Raw genomic sequence first — 13915 nt, 5'->3', positions numbered from 1 at the left:
TCCCGGCCGGATGCGCGACGATCTCCAAGATGGAGCGCATGTCCGACCCCGTGCGCACCATCGCCGAGCGCGTGCGCGGGCGGGTGCTCCGCGAGGGCGTCGACCTCGCACGCGACGAAGCGGTCGCCGCCCGGTTCGCCGCCGAAGAGGTGCGGCGATACTCCGAACGGGCGCTCGCCGGTGCGCACGCTCCGCTCGCCGACGAGCAGGGCGCGGCGCGCGAGGTCGTGGCATCCATCACCGGCTACGGGCCGCTGCAGCCGTTCTTCGATGACCCGACCGTGGAGGAGATCTGGATCAACTCGCCGACCCGCGTGTTCATTGCGCGAGCCGGTGTCGCCGAGCTCACCACCGTCGTGCTCTCCGACCGCGAGGTGCGCGACCTCGTGGAGCGGATGCTGCAGCATTCGGGCCGCAGGGTCGACCTGAGCTCGCCGTTCGTCGACGCGTCGCTGCCCGACGGGTCCAGGCTGCATGTCGCGATCCCCGATGTCACGCGATCGCACTGGGCCGTGAACATCCGGAAGTTCCAGCAGCGCATCCGGTCGCTGCAGCGGCTCGTCGAGCTCGGCTCGATCACGCGACCCGCGGCCGAGTTCCTGCGAATGGGCGTGCTCGCCGGGGCCAACGTCCTCGTGTCCGGCGCGACGCACACGGGCAAGACGTCGATGCTGAACGCGCTGCTCGCCGCGACGCGCCTCGGCGAGCGCGTGGTCACCGTCGAGGAGACGTTCGAGCTCGACCTCGACGTGCGCGACCTGGTCGCCATGCAGTGCCGCCAGCCCAACCTGGAGGGGAGCGGTGAGATCACTCTGCGACGCCTCGTCAAGGAGGCCCTGCGGATGCGGCCCGACCGGCTCGTCGTCGGCGAGGTGCGTGAGGCGGAGAGCCTCGACCTGCTGATCGCATTGAACTCCGGGCTCCCCGGCATGTGCACGATCCACGCGAACTCGGCCTCCGACGCGCTCGCGAAGCTCTGCACGCTCCCGCTCCTCGCCGGCCGGAACATCGACTCGGGCTTCGTGGTGCCGACCGTGGCATCCTGCATCGACCTCGTCGTCCACCTCGCCATCGATCGCGACGGGCGGCGGCGCGTCGCCGAGATCGCCGCGACCACCGGTGAGACCGTCGGCGCTCGAGTCGAGGCCGAGGCGATCTTCCGGTTCGACCGGTCGGTCGGTGGACTCGTGCGCACCGATGTGCACCCGGTCCGGCTCGGCAAGTTCGAAGCGGCCGGACTCGACCCGGCGATCGTCCTGGGTGCGGCCGCGTGAGCCTCATCCTCGGCGCGACGCTCGGCGCCGGCCTCACCCTCATGCTGTCGCCTTGGCTGTGGCCTGTGAGCGGGCGCGCCGGCCAGGCGCCCGCCGACATCGGTGCCAGCCGAGGCGCGTTCGCCGCCATCCGGGACGAGTTCGCACTCGCCGGCATCCCGGGAGTCCCGATCGCCGTCGTCGTCACGACGAGCCTCGTCTTCGCCGTGCTCGCCGCGTCCATCGCACAGGCCGTCTTCGGCGTGCCGTTGCTGGCCCTCATCGCCGGACTGCTCGGGGCCGCAACGGTTCCGATCGTCATCAGGTCGCGCGCGAACCGCCGCCGCGCCGCGAATCGCGCGACCTGGCCCGATGTCGTCGACCATCTCGTCTCCAGCGTGCGCGCGGGGATGAGCCTCCCCGACGCCATCGCCGCCCTCGCCGACCTCGGCCCGGCGGAGACCCGCACCGCCTTCGCGGGCTTCGACGACGAGTTCCGTCGGACTGGTGACTTCGCCGCGGCCGTCGACGCGCTCAAGGGTCGTCTCGCGGACCCGGTCGCCGATCGCATCCTCGAGACGCTGCGGATGGCGCGCGAGATCGGCGGGACCGACCTGACCTCGGTGCTCCGGGGGCTCGCGAGCTACCTCCGCGAGGACGCGGCGCTGCGCGCCGAGGTCGTCGCCCGCCAGGGGTGGATCCGGAACGCCGCGCGTCTCGGCGTGGCGGCGCCATGGCTGCTGCTCTGCGTGCTCGCCACCAGGCCGGAGACGCTCGTCTCGTACGACTCCCCGGCCGGCACGGTGCTCATCCTCTGCGGCGTCGCAGTCACGCTCGTCGCCTACCGGCTCATGCTGGGCCTCGGTCGCCTCCCCGAGGAGCGTCGATGGTTCAGCTGACTGCGACGCCGCTCGTCGCCATCGGGCTCGGCGCGGTCCTCGGGGTCGGCCTCTGGCTCGTCGCGGCCTCCGTGCCCCGCATCGGCCGCGCCCGACTGGTCGATCGCGTTGCGCCGTACATCACCGACATCTCCTCCGAAGCGCGAGCCATGCGGGCGAGGCCGGCGTCGGACCCCGGCTCGGTCATCGGCATGCTGGTGATGCCCGCGGCTCGGCGCGCTCGCGGCATCCTCTCGTCGATCCTCGGCGGCAACGAAACGGTCGCACGTCGGCTCAGGCAGGCCGGCGCGGATGCCACCGTCGAGCGGTTCCGCGGACGCCAGCTCGTGTGGGCGACCGTCGGGTTCGCCCTGGCCGGCCTGCTCGCGCTCGTCGCCCCCACGATGGAGGCGGCCCCGGTGATGCTTCGCTGGGCCGTCCCACCGTTCGGAGCGATGGTCGGCGCGGTCGCGGCCGACTGGATGCTGCAGCGATCGGCGCGCCGCCGGCTCGCGAGGATCACGAGCGAGCTGCCCACCGTCCTCGAGTTCCTCACGCTGAGCCTCACGGCAGGCGAGGCATTGCTCGACGCGATCCGGCGTGTGGCACGGACGGGCTCCGGCGAGCTCGCCCGCGAGTTCGCGGGCGCGGTCGCGGCCGTCGGCACGGGCGTCCCGCTCGGCATCGCGCTCGCCGACGTCCGCGACGGACTCGAGCATCCGGCGCTCTCACGGGCGATCGACCAGGTGCTCGGGGCCCTCGATCGCGGCACGCCGCTCGCCGACGTCCTCCGGGCGCAGGCGGGCGACGCGCGCGCCGAGGCGAAGCGCACGATCATCGAGCTCGCCGGCCGCAAGGAGATCGCGATGCTCGTGCCCCGCACAAATGCGAAAGGGCACCTTCGACTTGGCGGCAGGCTCGGCTTCCCATGAAATACTGGCCGGTGCGCCGAACCCGTCCCTCCCACCCGAGAGGAACTATCTTGACCGAAGAGCGCTTCTTCGTGCCGTTCCTGGCATGGCTCGATGACCAGCAACATCGCGACGATCCTGTTGGCACCCTCGCCCGGGACAACGCGCGTGACCCCGTCGCCGAGCAATACGACAGCCCGACGTACTTCGTTCAGTACATCGGGCAGGTGGGCGGCGTCGAGGCGCAGCAGGCTGCGATCAAGGCCGCTGCTGAGTACATGGCTTGGGATCAGAGCGCGGGCATTTAGACTCCATCGGGTCGCCCCCCCGGGGAAGTGCGTTGCCGCCGCTTCGCATCCCACGTCATCGCCGAACATATTCCACGCCTCCGATATGCTTTCGACACTCGACGGCAGGGAGGCTCCAGCTTGGTGACTTACACCCGATTGCACCGCATCAACGCGGGCGGGCAGGGCGAGGTATGGGCGGCAGCCGGTGACGACGGCTCGCAGGTCGCAATCAAGTACATGCACCTTGCAGGCAGCGCCGCACAGCAGGACGAGGACCTCCGCCGCTTCAAGCGCGAGATCACATGCCAGAGTTCGCTCTCGCACCCAGGCGTCCTGCCGATCATCGCAATGAACCTGGCCAACACCGAGCCATTCTTCGTGATGCCGATCGCCGATGAATCCCTGCGTGACCTGCTCGTGCGCAATCCGCACGGTCTCGCCGAAGCCGAAGCTGTTCGCATCTTTGCGGGGATTGTGGATGCCGTCGCGTATGCGCACTCGGAGGGTGTTGTCCACCGTGATCTCAAGCCCGAGAACGTCCTGCTGATGAACAACGACCCGGTCCTCTCTGATTTTGGCCTTGGCCGTCGCATGTTCTCAGGTAGTACAACCCTCACGATGGCGAACGTTGGCTGGGGGTCATACGCCTATTCGGCACCGGAGCAGTTCACCGATCTTCATGGTGTGGACGCGTCCGCGGACGTGTTTGCGCTTGGGCGCGTCTTCTATGAGCTCCTGACGGGTCAGGTGGCCGCAAGCGGGATCGACTACGCGTTGGTCCCGGGCCAGTACCGGTACATCATCATGACCGCCGTGCAACAGCAGCCCGAGCGGCGATTCTCGTCCGCCGTCGAGCTGCAGCGTGAACTCTCGTTGCTCGCGAGCGCCAATGAATCCGGCTTGCTTCGCGCGCCAGCCGAGCACGGCGCGACTCTGATCGCTGCCATCGCGGCTGGTGACCGTTCGAAAGTCGCTGAACTCGGCCGACTGCTGATCGACAACAGCGAGGACGTGCAGCTCTACATGCAGGTTCTCGTCCAGACGCCCGAAGCCGTGTTGACTGCATTTGCCCTTGGCGGCCCCGTCGAGTTCAAGGAGGCGATGCGCATATTCGATGGCTACGCGGACGGCGGTCACCCATGGAGTTTCACGGACACGCTCGCGGACTTCATGCAGGCTGCGTTCCGTGCGACTAGCGACATTGAAACCCGGACGATGCTGCTGGAACGGCTCCTCCTGCTCGGGTACTCACACAACCGCTGGTATGTGCGTTCGCGCTTTGTTGAGGTGGCGCGGGAGGCGCTCGGCGACCCGGCGTACGTCCCCATCGTCGCTCGGATGCTCCGCGAGCACCCTGAAGCCCGCGACTTCATCCGCGGCGGCTTCGAGGGAGTATCGCTACCCGCCGTGGTCGCGGATGCTCTCGCGGCGTGAACGTTGTGGAACTCGCTCAGGGGCCTGATGTTCGACGACACAGAGAACTTGCCTGAAGGGTCCCCTTCCGGCCGCTTTCGTGCCCCTCCTCGTACGCCGGTAGGGTGAATAGCAGTTCGCGTCTCACGTCTTCGTGGGTCGCGAACTTGTCGTATTGGAAGGATGAGGGATGTCGCGTCTGACGGATCTGTTACGCGCTGCCAAGCAGCTCGATCCCGAACTCGGCAAGGATCTCGAAGAGGAAATCGTCCCGCTCCAGAAGCGCCTGCCGTTCGGCCTTAACTTCGAGCGGCATGCTCCGGAGGCTGTCGAGCTGGCCGGTCACGCGATCCGCAAGGGGAGCAAGGTTCGGGTTCTCCCGCCGCGAGGATCGACGGAGCGAGGCGACCAACGTCTTTGGCGGGTTTCGTCGATTGCCGGCGAAGTTGCGCAAGTGTCACTTCTCGACGCGGCGGAGGATGAGCGGCGTGAAGTGGCGATGGCGGACCTGGTCCTGGTCGCCGAGTTCCGCGACCGGATCTACCCAGGTTTGCGGCCGGATGGCACTGTGGAGCACGGTGGCGATAAACCGTTCCACACCGTCATAAACGGCGAGAACTTTCACGTGCTCGAACAACTCACGTTCACACATGAGCATTCCGTCGACGCGATCTACATCGATCCGCCGTACAACTCGGGCGCGCGGGACTGGCGGTACAACAACGACTACGTGGAGGATGACGACCTCTATCGTCACTCGAAGTGGCTTGCCTTCATGGAGCGACGACTCAAGCTGGCAAAGCGGCTCTTGAAACCAGATGATTCTGTCCTGATCGTCACGATCGACGAGAAGGAGTATTTGCGCCTCGGGTTGCTTCTCGGGCAGATCTTCCCAGAAGCCACGGTGGACATGGTCACGTCGATCGTGAACCCTCGGGGTCGCTACCGTCCAGGCGGGTTCGCACGGTCTGACGAGTATCTCTATTTCGTTCGAATCGGTGCTGCGCGTGTTGGCACCGAGGATGACCCCGACTACAGCGAGGGCGAGGGTGTCCCTTGGAGAACGCTCCGCAGGAGTGATGCCGCTTCCGCTCGAGGCTCTTCGAAGGGGGGCCCAGCTCAGTTCTATCCGATCTATGTCACGGCGGACGGGCGGATCGCTGAGATTGGTGAGGCTCTCCCGCATGGAGTATCTCGAGAATCCGCACCCAGCCGCCCGGGTTGCACCCCTGTGTTTCCAATCCGTGAGAGCGGCCTTGAAATGAACTGGGGGCTAACCGCCGCCGCTCTGCGCGAGATCCACAAGCATGGGTACGTTCGGGTGGGTCGCCACACCCCAAGTAAGCCTCAGATGTTTGAGATTTCGTATCTGACCTCAGGGAAGATCGATGACATCGTCAGCGGTCGTGCATCGGTCACCGGCAGGAACCCTGATGGGAGCGTTATCGCGACTTACGCGACAAACAAGAAGAAGGCTCCGACGACCACTTGGGCTCGTCCCTCTCACAACGCAGAGACCAGCGGGACTGCCATCGTGAACGCGCTCCTCCCTGGGCGTTCGTTCCCGTTCCCAAAGGCGCTCTACGCAGTGGAGGATGCCCTGCGCCTCTTCGTCGGGGACAAAGCTGACGCTGTCATCCTCGACTTCTTCTCCGGATCCGGCACAACCGCCCACGCAGTGATGCGGCTGAACAAGCAGGACGGTGGCCGTCGACAGTGCATCCTGGTGACCAACAACGAAGTATCTGCTGATGATCAGTCGAAGCTCCGCAAAGAGGGGCTGCGCCCCGGTGATCCCGAGTGGGAGAAATGGGGCATCTGTGACTTCATTACGAAGCCGCGAATTCGAGCGGCGATTACAGGCAGAACTTCGGATGGCGTGCCAATCAAGGGAGACTACAAGTTCACAGACGAATTCCCGATGGCCGACGGTTTCGACGAGAACGCCGCGTTTTTCACCTTGATGTACGAGTCGCCGTGGCGTGTGAGCACTGACCGAGCGTTCTCCGCCATCGCCCCGATGCTCTGGCTCCGTGCTGGCGCGCAGGGCCCTCAGATCCATGAGATCGCCGATGGATGGGCCGTCGCGGAGACCTACGGCATCATCAACGACTTGGACCGTTCTGCAGAGTTCATCGCTGCGCTCAACGACGCTCCGGCCATACGGATTGCGTACATCGTCACCGATGACGAGGGGCGCTACCAACAGGTGGCCAACGAGATCCGAGGAATCGAGACTGTGCGACTGTACGAGGATTACCTTCGCAACTGCGAGAGCACGGGTGACTTCTGATGCGCTTCACGCTCAAGGACTATCAGGCCGATGCCGTTGGGGACTCACTGCGCGAGTTGGCCTCGGCGCGTGACTTCTTCCGGAGCGCAAGCCGACGCGTCTCGTCCGTCGCACTGACAGCGACAACGGGTGCGGGTAAGACCGTCATGGCCGCCGCCGTCATCGAGGCGCTGTTCTGGGGAAGTGACGACTTCGACGTAGTGCCCGACCCCGGGGCAGTCGTGCTCTGGTTCAGCGATGACCCCTCGCTCAATCAGCAGACTCGCCATCGGCTTCAGCAGGCGTCGGATCGACTCCGTAGCAGGCTCGTGACGGTCGAGCACCCATTCCGATATCCGAAGCTGCAGGCGGGGCACGTCTACTTCCTCAACACCTCGAAGCTGTCCAAGAACAGTCTCCTGGTCCGCGGGCACGACGACACGAACATGCTCGACGGGGTGCAGTCCCACCCGGATAGCGTCCCGTTCACGTTCTGGGACACCTTGCGGAGCACGATAGAAGACGAGGGACTCAATCTATTCATGGTGCTCGACGAGGCGCACCGCGGGATGGGCAAGCGTTCGTCGGACACTCCCACGATCGTCAAGCGACTCATTAATGGGCACAGCGGCGTCCCGCCGATGCCGATCGTCTGGGGCATCTCGGCCACGGTTCAGCGCTTCGAGGAAGCGATGCGCGCTGCAGAGGTCCAAGCCAGCCGCGTACACCTTGGTACGGTCACGGTCGATCCTGTGCGCATCCAGGAGTCCGGTCTCCTGAAGGACGACATCGTGCTCGACTTCCCGGCCGAGACCGGCGACTTCAACACCGTCTTGCTCCGACGAGGCGTCCGCAAGGTGAAGGCGCTCTCCGAAGCCTGGGCACGTTACGCCGTGCAGCAGGGAGATAGCGAGGCGATCAAGCCGCTGCTCGTCCTGCAGGTGCCGAACAAACCAGCACCGGCGGAGGTCGCGGCCGCGATTGACGTGATCATGGACGAATGGCCGGAACTCGACGCCGAGGCGATTGCGCACGTGTTTGGCGAGCACACGGCCCAGACGTTCGAGGCGCACAGCGTGCCGTACATATCGCCCGAACGCGTCCAGGATGCCGATTACATACGGGTGTTGCTCGCGAAGGACGCGATTAGCACGGGCTGGGACTGCCCACGCGCCGAGGTCATGGTGTCCTTCCGGCCGGCGAAGGACGAGACACACATCACGCAGCTCCTCGGTCGGATGATCCGGACGCCGCTCGCCCGACGAATCGAGGGTGACGACCTCCTCAACAGCGTCGAGTGCATCCTGCCGAAATTCAACAGATCGACCGCGAGCCTCGTGCTCGAGAAGATCATGGGCAACGATGTCATCGACGCGGGCGAAACCGGCCAGCGCGTGCTGATCGACCCGCAGCTGATGACGCCGAATTCGGCGATCCCCAGCGATGTGTGGGAGCTGTTTGCCTCACTTCCGGCCGAGACGCTGCCGCGCAAGCACGCCAACCCCATCAAGCGACTAACATCCCTCGCGCATGCGCTGGCGGCGGACAAGCTCGTTCCTGATGCGGGCAGGCGAGCGCATGAGCGCCTCCATGGCGTGCTCAACGGGCTGGCCGCCCAGTACCCGAAGGAAATGGCGAAGGCCGAGGAAGATGTCCTCACCGTGGAGGGCGGCACGGTCCGCGCGCGACACGGCCTGCGTGCAGATGGGTCGTGGACAGAAGTCGCCGACGATCGCGCGATCCAGGAAGCGTATCGCCATGGCGCGAGAACGATCACCCCGGACATCGCTCGTACCTACATCGACCACCTCGCTGAGGACGCGGACGATGAGGATGCTCTCCGCGACGCCCACGTGAAGGTCGCCGCGCTCGCGATGCTTCCGCAAACGCGGCGAAGCCTCGACGCAACGGCGGATGCTATCGCTAAGGAATGGCTCGACCAGCACCGCGTCGCGGTAAAGGGACTCTCGGAGTCTCGTCAGAGCCTTTATGCCGAGATCACCGCCATGAGCACCGACCCACAGTTGATCTCAATGGCGCTGCCGAAAAACCGGCAGGAGGAAACCAAACGCGCCGTCGGCGAGTCCGAGGAGCTCCTCGAACGCCGGTCGATGCATCTGCTCTCTGATGAGGAGGGCATGTTCCCTGTCGGCAAGCTAAACCCCGACGAGATCCAGGTTCTAGACACGGAGATCGGGCGGGGGAATCTGCTTGGCTGGTACCGCAACCCCACTGGGGGCCGCGATTCGATGAGCATCGCGTACCTCGACCGCCACGGTGATTGGCGCACCCTTCGTCCCGACTTCTTGTTCTTCATCGACACCGACGCGGGAGTGCGCGCGAACATCGTCGACCCGCACGGCGCGTGGTTGCCGGACGCCCTCGCGAAGCTGCGCGGGATGGCACGATTCGCGGAGCTGTACGGTGACCGGTTCCACCGGGTGGAGTCGATCTCGCGCGTGGACGGGCAGCTCTGCGTACTCGACTTCACGCTCGCCGATGTCCGTGCGCATGTCCTCGAAGCGATCGACGCTGAGCAGGTGTACCGGCTGGCGTCGTCCACGTACGAGTAAGGACGTCGCGATGGGGGTCGATACGGTTGAGGCTTGTGAACCTTCGCGACGGCGTTGGATGACCAGAGAGCCCCGGTAGCAGTGGTCGGCCCTTCGTCGTCGAGCACAGGAGCGGGGCACCCCCAGCGCGTGAACTAGGAGTGCCCCGAGGGGATCGTTCAGGCGATGTTGGCCTTCATTCAGCCGCCTTCTTGACGGGAGCCCTCCCGGCGGGAGCCTGCTTGACCGGTGCCTTCCTGGCCGGTGCCTTGGCCTGGGGCCGCTTCGCGGCAGGCTTGGATGCAGCTTCAAGCTCCCATCCGGAGGGCAGCTCGTCCACGTTGGCGCTGGCCCGCTCGACCAGCGCGTCGAACTCGCCGGCCTCGATGGCTTCGACGAACGCCTGCCAGGCGATGGCCCGCATGGCCTTGTAGCGGTTCTTCTGGACGTTGATGTCGTGGTCGTCAATTACCCGCATGATGCCCTCGTTGACGATCTGCAGGGGCGTGAGCTCGACGGTCTCCGTGGTCTCGACGGCTGACGTTGTGGTGGTCTTGGTGGCCATGATGGTGCTCTCCTTGAGGTTCCGAAACTCGAACATGTGTTCGAACAAGGGCACTTTGCCTGACGTCGATCAGGGTGCGCAAACCGCAGATCGAGCGAGGTTCAGGGCAAGGCACAAGGCGTAGCCGGAGGTTTCCGCCCCAGCTCCGGGGCCAGCGCACGGGGTGGGCTAGGGGCATGTCTCGCCCGCAGTCGCTGAGACCGACCCAGGGGTCGCCCGCGTGGCCGGTCCTAGGTGGCGGGTAGCCCCGCGCATGCAAGAGACCCCCCAGGAGCGCGTCCCAGGGGTCTCGGTTGCAGCCGGTGTCAAGCGGCGAGCGCCGCTGTGGCTGACGCATAGGCGCGGCGCACGGTGGACTCCTGCCAATGGGGCAGGCCGGTCGGTGACAGCACGCCGTCCGCCGTCAGCCCTTGGGCGATCCGCCAGAAGCTCAGTCCCTCTTGCTCGCGGGTGATCACGATGCGCCGCAGCACTGCGGGCGGAATGGCCGTGCGGCGTCCGTTGCGCTCGCCCCGTGCCTTGCGTGCCGCAAGGGCTTCACGGGTGCGGCTGGCGATGAGGTCGCGCTCAAGCTCTGCGAAGGTGGCGAGCATGTTGGCCATCGCTCGACCGCCTGGGGTGGTGAGGTCGAGCGCGTTGTCCAACACGACGAGCGCCCATGCCTGCGTGATGGCCGAGTCGATGATGGCGGACGCGTGCCGAACCGACCGGGCGAGGCGGTCGAGCTTCGCGACGATCAGGCCGTCGAACTGCCCCGACGAGAGCATGTCGAGGCCGCGGCGCAGCTCGGGGTTCACGTGCTTGCCAGAGCACCCGAGGTCCCGGAACAACTCGTAGGTCCAGCCCCGGCGCTCGCACTCAGCGATGATCGCGGTCTCCTGTGCCTCGATGCCGAGGCCGGAGCGGTGCTGCTCCTCGGTGCTGACGCGGATGTAGCCGATCATGTGCTTGGTCATCGGCTCGTCCCTCAGTCCTTGTCGTTCTCGAGGACGTTGCTGATGTACGTGTCTGCGTCCATACCGTGCTCGTTCATGTAGGCCCGGTCGGACCGCGAGAACCTGCCGTGGTGCCGCGAGTGGTCATAGCCCTCGACCCACCAAAACGGAATGTCGTCGCCCCGACTCGCGTGGGCGGTGCGGTGTTGCTGCCGCTCCACACGCTTCTGCTGGAGGTAGGCGTCGGCCCGCTGCAGGCGGTCCTTCCTGAAGCGGTCCACCGCGAAAGCCGTCTGTATCTCGTGAGCGACGCCGAACAGGCACCCCAGCGTGAATGCGACGCACATCGCGGCACCGACGCTGAAGCCCGTGCCGTACATCGCATACCCGACGATCCCGGCAGCGGCGATGCACACCGCCAAGATGGTCGCGTACACCCACCCCACCGTCTTCAGCCGACGCGCGCTGGCGTCCGGGAGAGGGCCGTTCTTCGATGCCTCGTCTAGGAGCCGCTGGTATTCGATCCGCTCGTGGTAGCTCAGGACGCTCGTGTCCGCGTCGACTCGCTTCGTCATGCGCTGATCCCCCTTCCACGGCTGAGGCCCGTCTCACCGACGTTAGCCTGATTGCCAGCCGTGTGTTCGGCGATAGCCGCGTAGTCACGGCCAATGGTCGTGCGTGCGTGAGCCTGCCGGGTTCGGACTGCGGTGTAGCGGGTCATGTTGTGCTCCTTGATGGCGTGACGTTGAGGCGGAACCGTACGAACTCGCCTTGCGCCTGAACTTTGCCTGAACGTGACGAATACTCGCAAACTGCTCAATCGAGACCGGGCGAACCGTGCAGACTGCGCAGAGTCGGTACGCGAGAGACCCCCAGCGACTGCCAGGGGTCTCTCGTGCCGCGCCGGGGGTTCCGGTCAGGAGCCCGAAACCTCCGCGTAGTTGATCTGGTTGGCGAGGTTGTAACCGGTGTCCGACGACAGGTTCTCGACCACGGCCAGGGCGGTCGCGTTCTCAGCTCCGGTCGGCTGTACCGCGCGGTACGCCTCGAGCGCGTCGATCCAGCCGGAGTTGCGGGCACGGTAGCCGACCGCGTGGGCGAGCGACTCGTCACCGCTGCGGGCGGCGTCATTCAGCACCTCGACCGCCTCCTTCTCGTCCTTGATGCGACGGGCTCGGTCGGCGGCGTCGCGGCGCAGCAGCACGCTATTCGCGTCCGTGGGCTGGTTGCCGAGCACAGCGCGCTCGATCTCGGACCGGAGGCCGTTGACGAATGCGACCTGCTCCTCCTTGATCGAGCGGAGCTGGTTGTTGGTCAGCTCGGCCAGCTTGGTCAGGTCCTCCTGCTTGGCCTCCCGGGTCAGGCGGTCGTCCGCGAGGATCTCGTCCCGCTTGGCGCGGTGAGCCTCCTTGGCCGCGCGTGCACGAGCGTGGAAGCCCTCGGTCTTCGACTTGAGGTTCTTCTCGACGGTGGCCGAGTTGTAGGTGCGCATTGGTGTTTCCTTTCGTTGGGTACCGGGAACCGCCCGGCGCGGTGGTCTCTGGGTCTCTCTCAGCGGTCCTCTGCGCCCCGCTGGGTCGTTGGGGGCATGTGGCCTAGGTGCGGGGCTAGGGCGCGGCCCGCTTGCCTGCCTGGGGTCGCGGGGGAGCGGGTTGCCGCTTCCCGTTCTGGGCGTAGTAGTGCCCGCCCCAGAAGCCAGCGGCTGCCGGCTCTGCCGTCGCGTAGGCGTCGCACAGACCCGCGATGCGACATCGAGCACAGATCGACGCACACAGCGCTCGCTCCTTGGGCGAGAGTCGATTGGCCGTGAACAGTGCGCTCCCCCTGCATGGCGGGGTGTAGCTCTGCAGCGCGTCGCGAAGCGCCTCCCACGCAGCTTCGACGTTCACTTGGCAAGCCGGTACTCGCGCGGAGCACGGCCTGTCGTGGTCCTGCGCCCCTTCCGTTCGTTGTAGACGACCACGACCTTGCCTGCGTCGATCGCGCTGCGAAGCAACTTCCTGACGGAGTTCTCCGCCAAACCAGATGCCGCTGTCACGAGGTCTTCGAGCGGGTGAACCTCGCGGTCCGACAGCACCTCCTTGATCGCCTCCCAGCCCTCGGTCATGCGGGGCGCGCGGGCGTCTCCGTCGAGCTCGATGACGGTGAGGAACGCGTTGAAGCCCTGCTGGGGAGCGTCTTCGTTGGCCGGTGCCTCGGTCGGCTCGGTGGTCTTGCGCTTGCCGGTCATGATGCGACTCCTTCTCGACGGTGCCTGGGTGCGGTGCCCTCGCGGTCTGCGGAGGGTGGGGTGACAGGTTGGGAAGTGGGATGGGTCAGGAGCCTGGGCGAGATGACGACCGAAGCCATCTCGCGCTCGACCTTGATCCACGACGGGATGCCATCTGTGTCTTCCACGAAGTCGACGTCGACTACCTCGACGTGCTGGCCGTGCAGGGCCTCGAGGTCGGTGGTGTCACGCTCGGTCATGATCTAGATGTCCTTTCAGGTGATGGGTGGCTGAGGCAGATGAAGGCGGAAGTCGTATGTGCCCGAATCCGCCTGACCGTCGTGCGTCGTCGGAGCCGGCGAGAGGCGCTCGTTCGTACGCGGCCTGCACTCGCGTGGCTTCTCGACGGGTTCATGGCTGTGCCTTCCTGCGCCGTCCGATTGATCGCCACACAGCCGGGGGACTAACCCGTGATGCCGTTCAGTCGGGGACACGTTGGGTCGTGCAGGATCGTGGCGTGATGAACGCCGCGCTGGTCGCGCGTCACTTCTCCGACGACGGAGTCGCAGTCGGGGCACTTGTACGACTCGACGTACTCGACTGCTCGACGGTCTAGGGGTGCGCTCTTCGCCCGCCC

The 13915-nt window shown here is 66.1% G+C and carries 13 protein-coding genes; 7 read left to right on the top strand and 6 right to left on the bottom strand.

The annotated features are described in order from the left end of the window. Positions 1-38: 38 nt before the first annotated feature. The 7 genes from ABME02_RS15840 to ABME02_RS15810 all read left to right on the top strand — a co-directional run bounded on the left by ABME02_RS15840 (position 39) and on the right by ABME02_RS15810 (position 9590). The gene (locus tag ABME02_RS15840) at positions 39-1274 is read left to right on the top strand and encodes a TadA family conjugal transfer-associated ATPase (protein ID WP_353816298.1); all 1236 of its coding nucleotides are present in this window, start codon (positions 39-41) and stop codon (positions 1272-1274) included. Further along, positions 1271-2152, top strand: coding sequence for a type II secretion system F family protein (locus tag ABME02_RS15835; protein WP_353816297.1), 882 nt, complete (start codon positions 1271-1273; stop codon positions 2150-2152). Before ABME02_RS15840 ends, ABME02_RS15835 begins: the two co-directional genes overlap by 4 nt. Next, positions 2140-3063, top strand: a complete 924-nt coding sequence (locus tag ABME02_RS15830; RefSeq protein WP_353816296.1) for a type II secretion system F family protein — start codon at positions 2140-2142, stop codon at positions 3061-3063. The genes ABME02_RS15835 and ABME02_RS15830 overlap by 13 nt, the downstream gene beginning before the upstream one ends. A 50-nt stretch (positions 3064-3113) precedes the next feature. After that, on the top strand, positions 3114-3350 hold the full coding sequence (locus tag ABME02_RS15825; protein WP_353816295.1) for a hypothetical protein: 237 nt from the start codon (positions 3114-3116) through the stop codon (positions 3348-3350). A gap of 123 nt (positions 3351-3473) precedes the next feature. Continuing rightward, entirely contained in the window at positions 3474-4766 is a 1293-nt protein-coding gene (locus ABME02_RS15820; protein ID WP_353816341.1) for a serine/threonine-protein kinase, read from the top strand. A 169-nt stretch (positions 4767-4935) separates the two neighbouring features. Next, positions 4936-7038 (top strand): site-specific DNA-methyltransferase, encoded by a 2103-nt coding sequence (locus tag ABME02_RS15815; RefSeq protein WP_353816294.1) that lies wholly within the window; start codon positions 4936-4938, stop codon positions 7036-7038. Next, entirely contained in the window at positions 7038-9590 is a 2553-nt protein-coding gene (locus tag ABME02_RS15810; RefSeq protein WP_353816293.1) for a DEAD/DEAH box helicase, read from the top strand. Before ABME02_RS15815 ends, ABME02_RS15810 begins: the two co-directional genes overlap by 1 nt. Positions 9591-9765: 175 nt before the next feature. On the opposite strand, the gene ABME02_RS15805 is transcribed toward ABME02_RS15810, so the two are convergent. From ABME02_RS15805 to ABME02_RS15780, 6 genes are all read right to left on the bottom strand, one after another. Next, on the bottom strand, positions 9766-10134 hold the full coding sequence (locus ABME02_RS15805) for a hypothetical protein (protein WP_353816292.1): 369 nt from the start codon (positions 10132-10134) through the stop codon (positions 9766-9768). A 305-nt stretch (positions 10135-10439) separates the two neighbouring features. After that, the gene (locus ABME02_RS15800; RefSeq protein WP_353816291.1) at positions 10440-11090 is read right to left on the bottom strand and encodes a recombinase family protein; all 651 of its coding nucleotides are present in this window, start codon (positions 11088-11090) and stop codon (positions 10440-10442) included. A gap of 11 nt (positions 11091-11101) precedes the next feature. Beyond that, positions 11102-11644, bottom strand: coding sequence for a hypothetical protein (locus ABME02_RS15795; RefSeq protein ID WP_353816289.1), 543 nt, complete (start codon positions 11642-11644; stop codon positions 11102-11104). Positions 11645-11985: 341 nt separating this feature from the next. Beyond that, positions 11986-12561 (bottom strand): hypothetical protein, encoded by a 576-nt coding sequence (locus ABME02_RS15790; RefSeq protein WP_353816288.1) that lies wholly within the window; start codon positions 12559-12561, stop codon positions 11986-11988. Between the two features lie 393 nt (positions 12562-12954). Beyond that, entirely contained in the window at positions 12955-13299 is a 345-nt protein-coding gene (locus ABME02_RS15785; protein ID WP_353816287.1) for a hypothetical protein, read from the bottom strand. Beyond that, positions 13296-13538, bottom strand: coding sequence for a hypothetical protein (locus ABME02_RS15780; protein WP_353816286.1), 243 nt, complete (start codon positions 13536-13538; stop codon positions 13296-13298). Before ABME02_RS15780 ends, ABME02_RS15785 begins: the two co-directional genes overlap by 4 nt. Positions 13539-13915: the final 377 nt, after the last annotated feature.

This window comes from Agromyces zhanjiangensis (genome assembly GCF_040496055.1).
GTDB classification, from domain to species: Bacteria; Actinomycetota; Actinomycetes; order Actinomycetales; family Microbacteriaceae; genus Agromyces; species Agromyces zhanjiangensis.
The sequence above is the reverse complement of the archived record's forward strand: the minus strand, read 5'-3'. Positions and strand labels throughout refer to the sequence as shown.

What these genes read in the sequence shown, in the direction of transcription:
- ABME02_RS15810 (WP_353816293.1), top strand. Translation starts at nt 7,038, where the DNA reads ATGCGCTTCACGCTCAAGGACTATCAGGCCGATGCCGTTGGGGACTCA.
- ABME02_RS15800 (WP_353816291.1), bottom strand. Translation starts at nt 11,090, where the DNA reads ATGACCAAGCACATGATCGGCTACATCCGCGTCAGCACCGAGGAGCAG.
- ABME02_RS15795 (WP_353816289.1), bottom strand. Translation starts at nt 11,644, where the DNA reads ATGACGAAGCGAGTCGACGCGGACACGAGCGTCCTGAGCTACCACGAG.
- ABME02_RS15830 (WP_353816296.1), top strand. Translation starts at nt 2,140, where the DNA reads ATGGTTCAGCTGACTGCGACGCCGCTCGTCGCCATCGGGCTCGGCGCG.
- ABME02_RS15840 (WP_353816298.1), top strand. Translation starts at nt 39, where the DNA reads ATGTCCGACCCCGTGCGCACCATCGCCGAGCGCGTGCGCGGGCGGGTG.
- ABME02_RS15785 (WP_353816287.1), bottom strand. Translation starts at nt 13,299, where the DNA reads ATGACCGGCAAGCGCAAGACCACCGAGCCGACCGAGGCACCGGCCAAC.
- ABME02_RS15780 (WP_353816286.1), bottom strand. Translation starts at nt 13,538, where the DNA reads ATGACCGAGCGTGACACCACCGACCTCGAGGCCCTGCACGGCCAGCAC.
- ABME02_RS15805 (WP_353816292.1), bottom strand. Translation starts at nt 10,134, where the DNA reads ATGGCCACCAAGACCACCACAACGTCAGCCGTCGAGACCACGGAGACC.
- ABME02_RS15815 (WP_353816294.1), top strand. Translation starts at nt 4,936, where the DNA reads ATGTCGCGTCTGACGGATCTGTTACGCGCTGCCAAGCAGCTCGATCCC.
- ABME02_RS15790 (WP_353816288.1), bottom strand. Translation starts at nt 12,561, where the DNA reads ATGCGCACCTACAACTCGGCCACCGTCGAGAAGAACCTCAAGTCGAAG.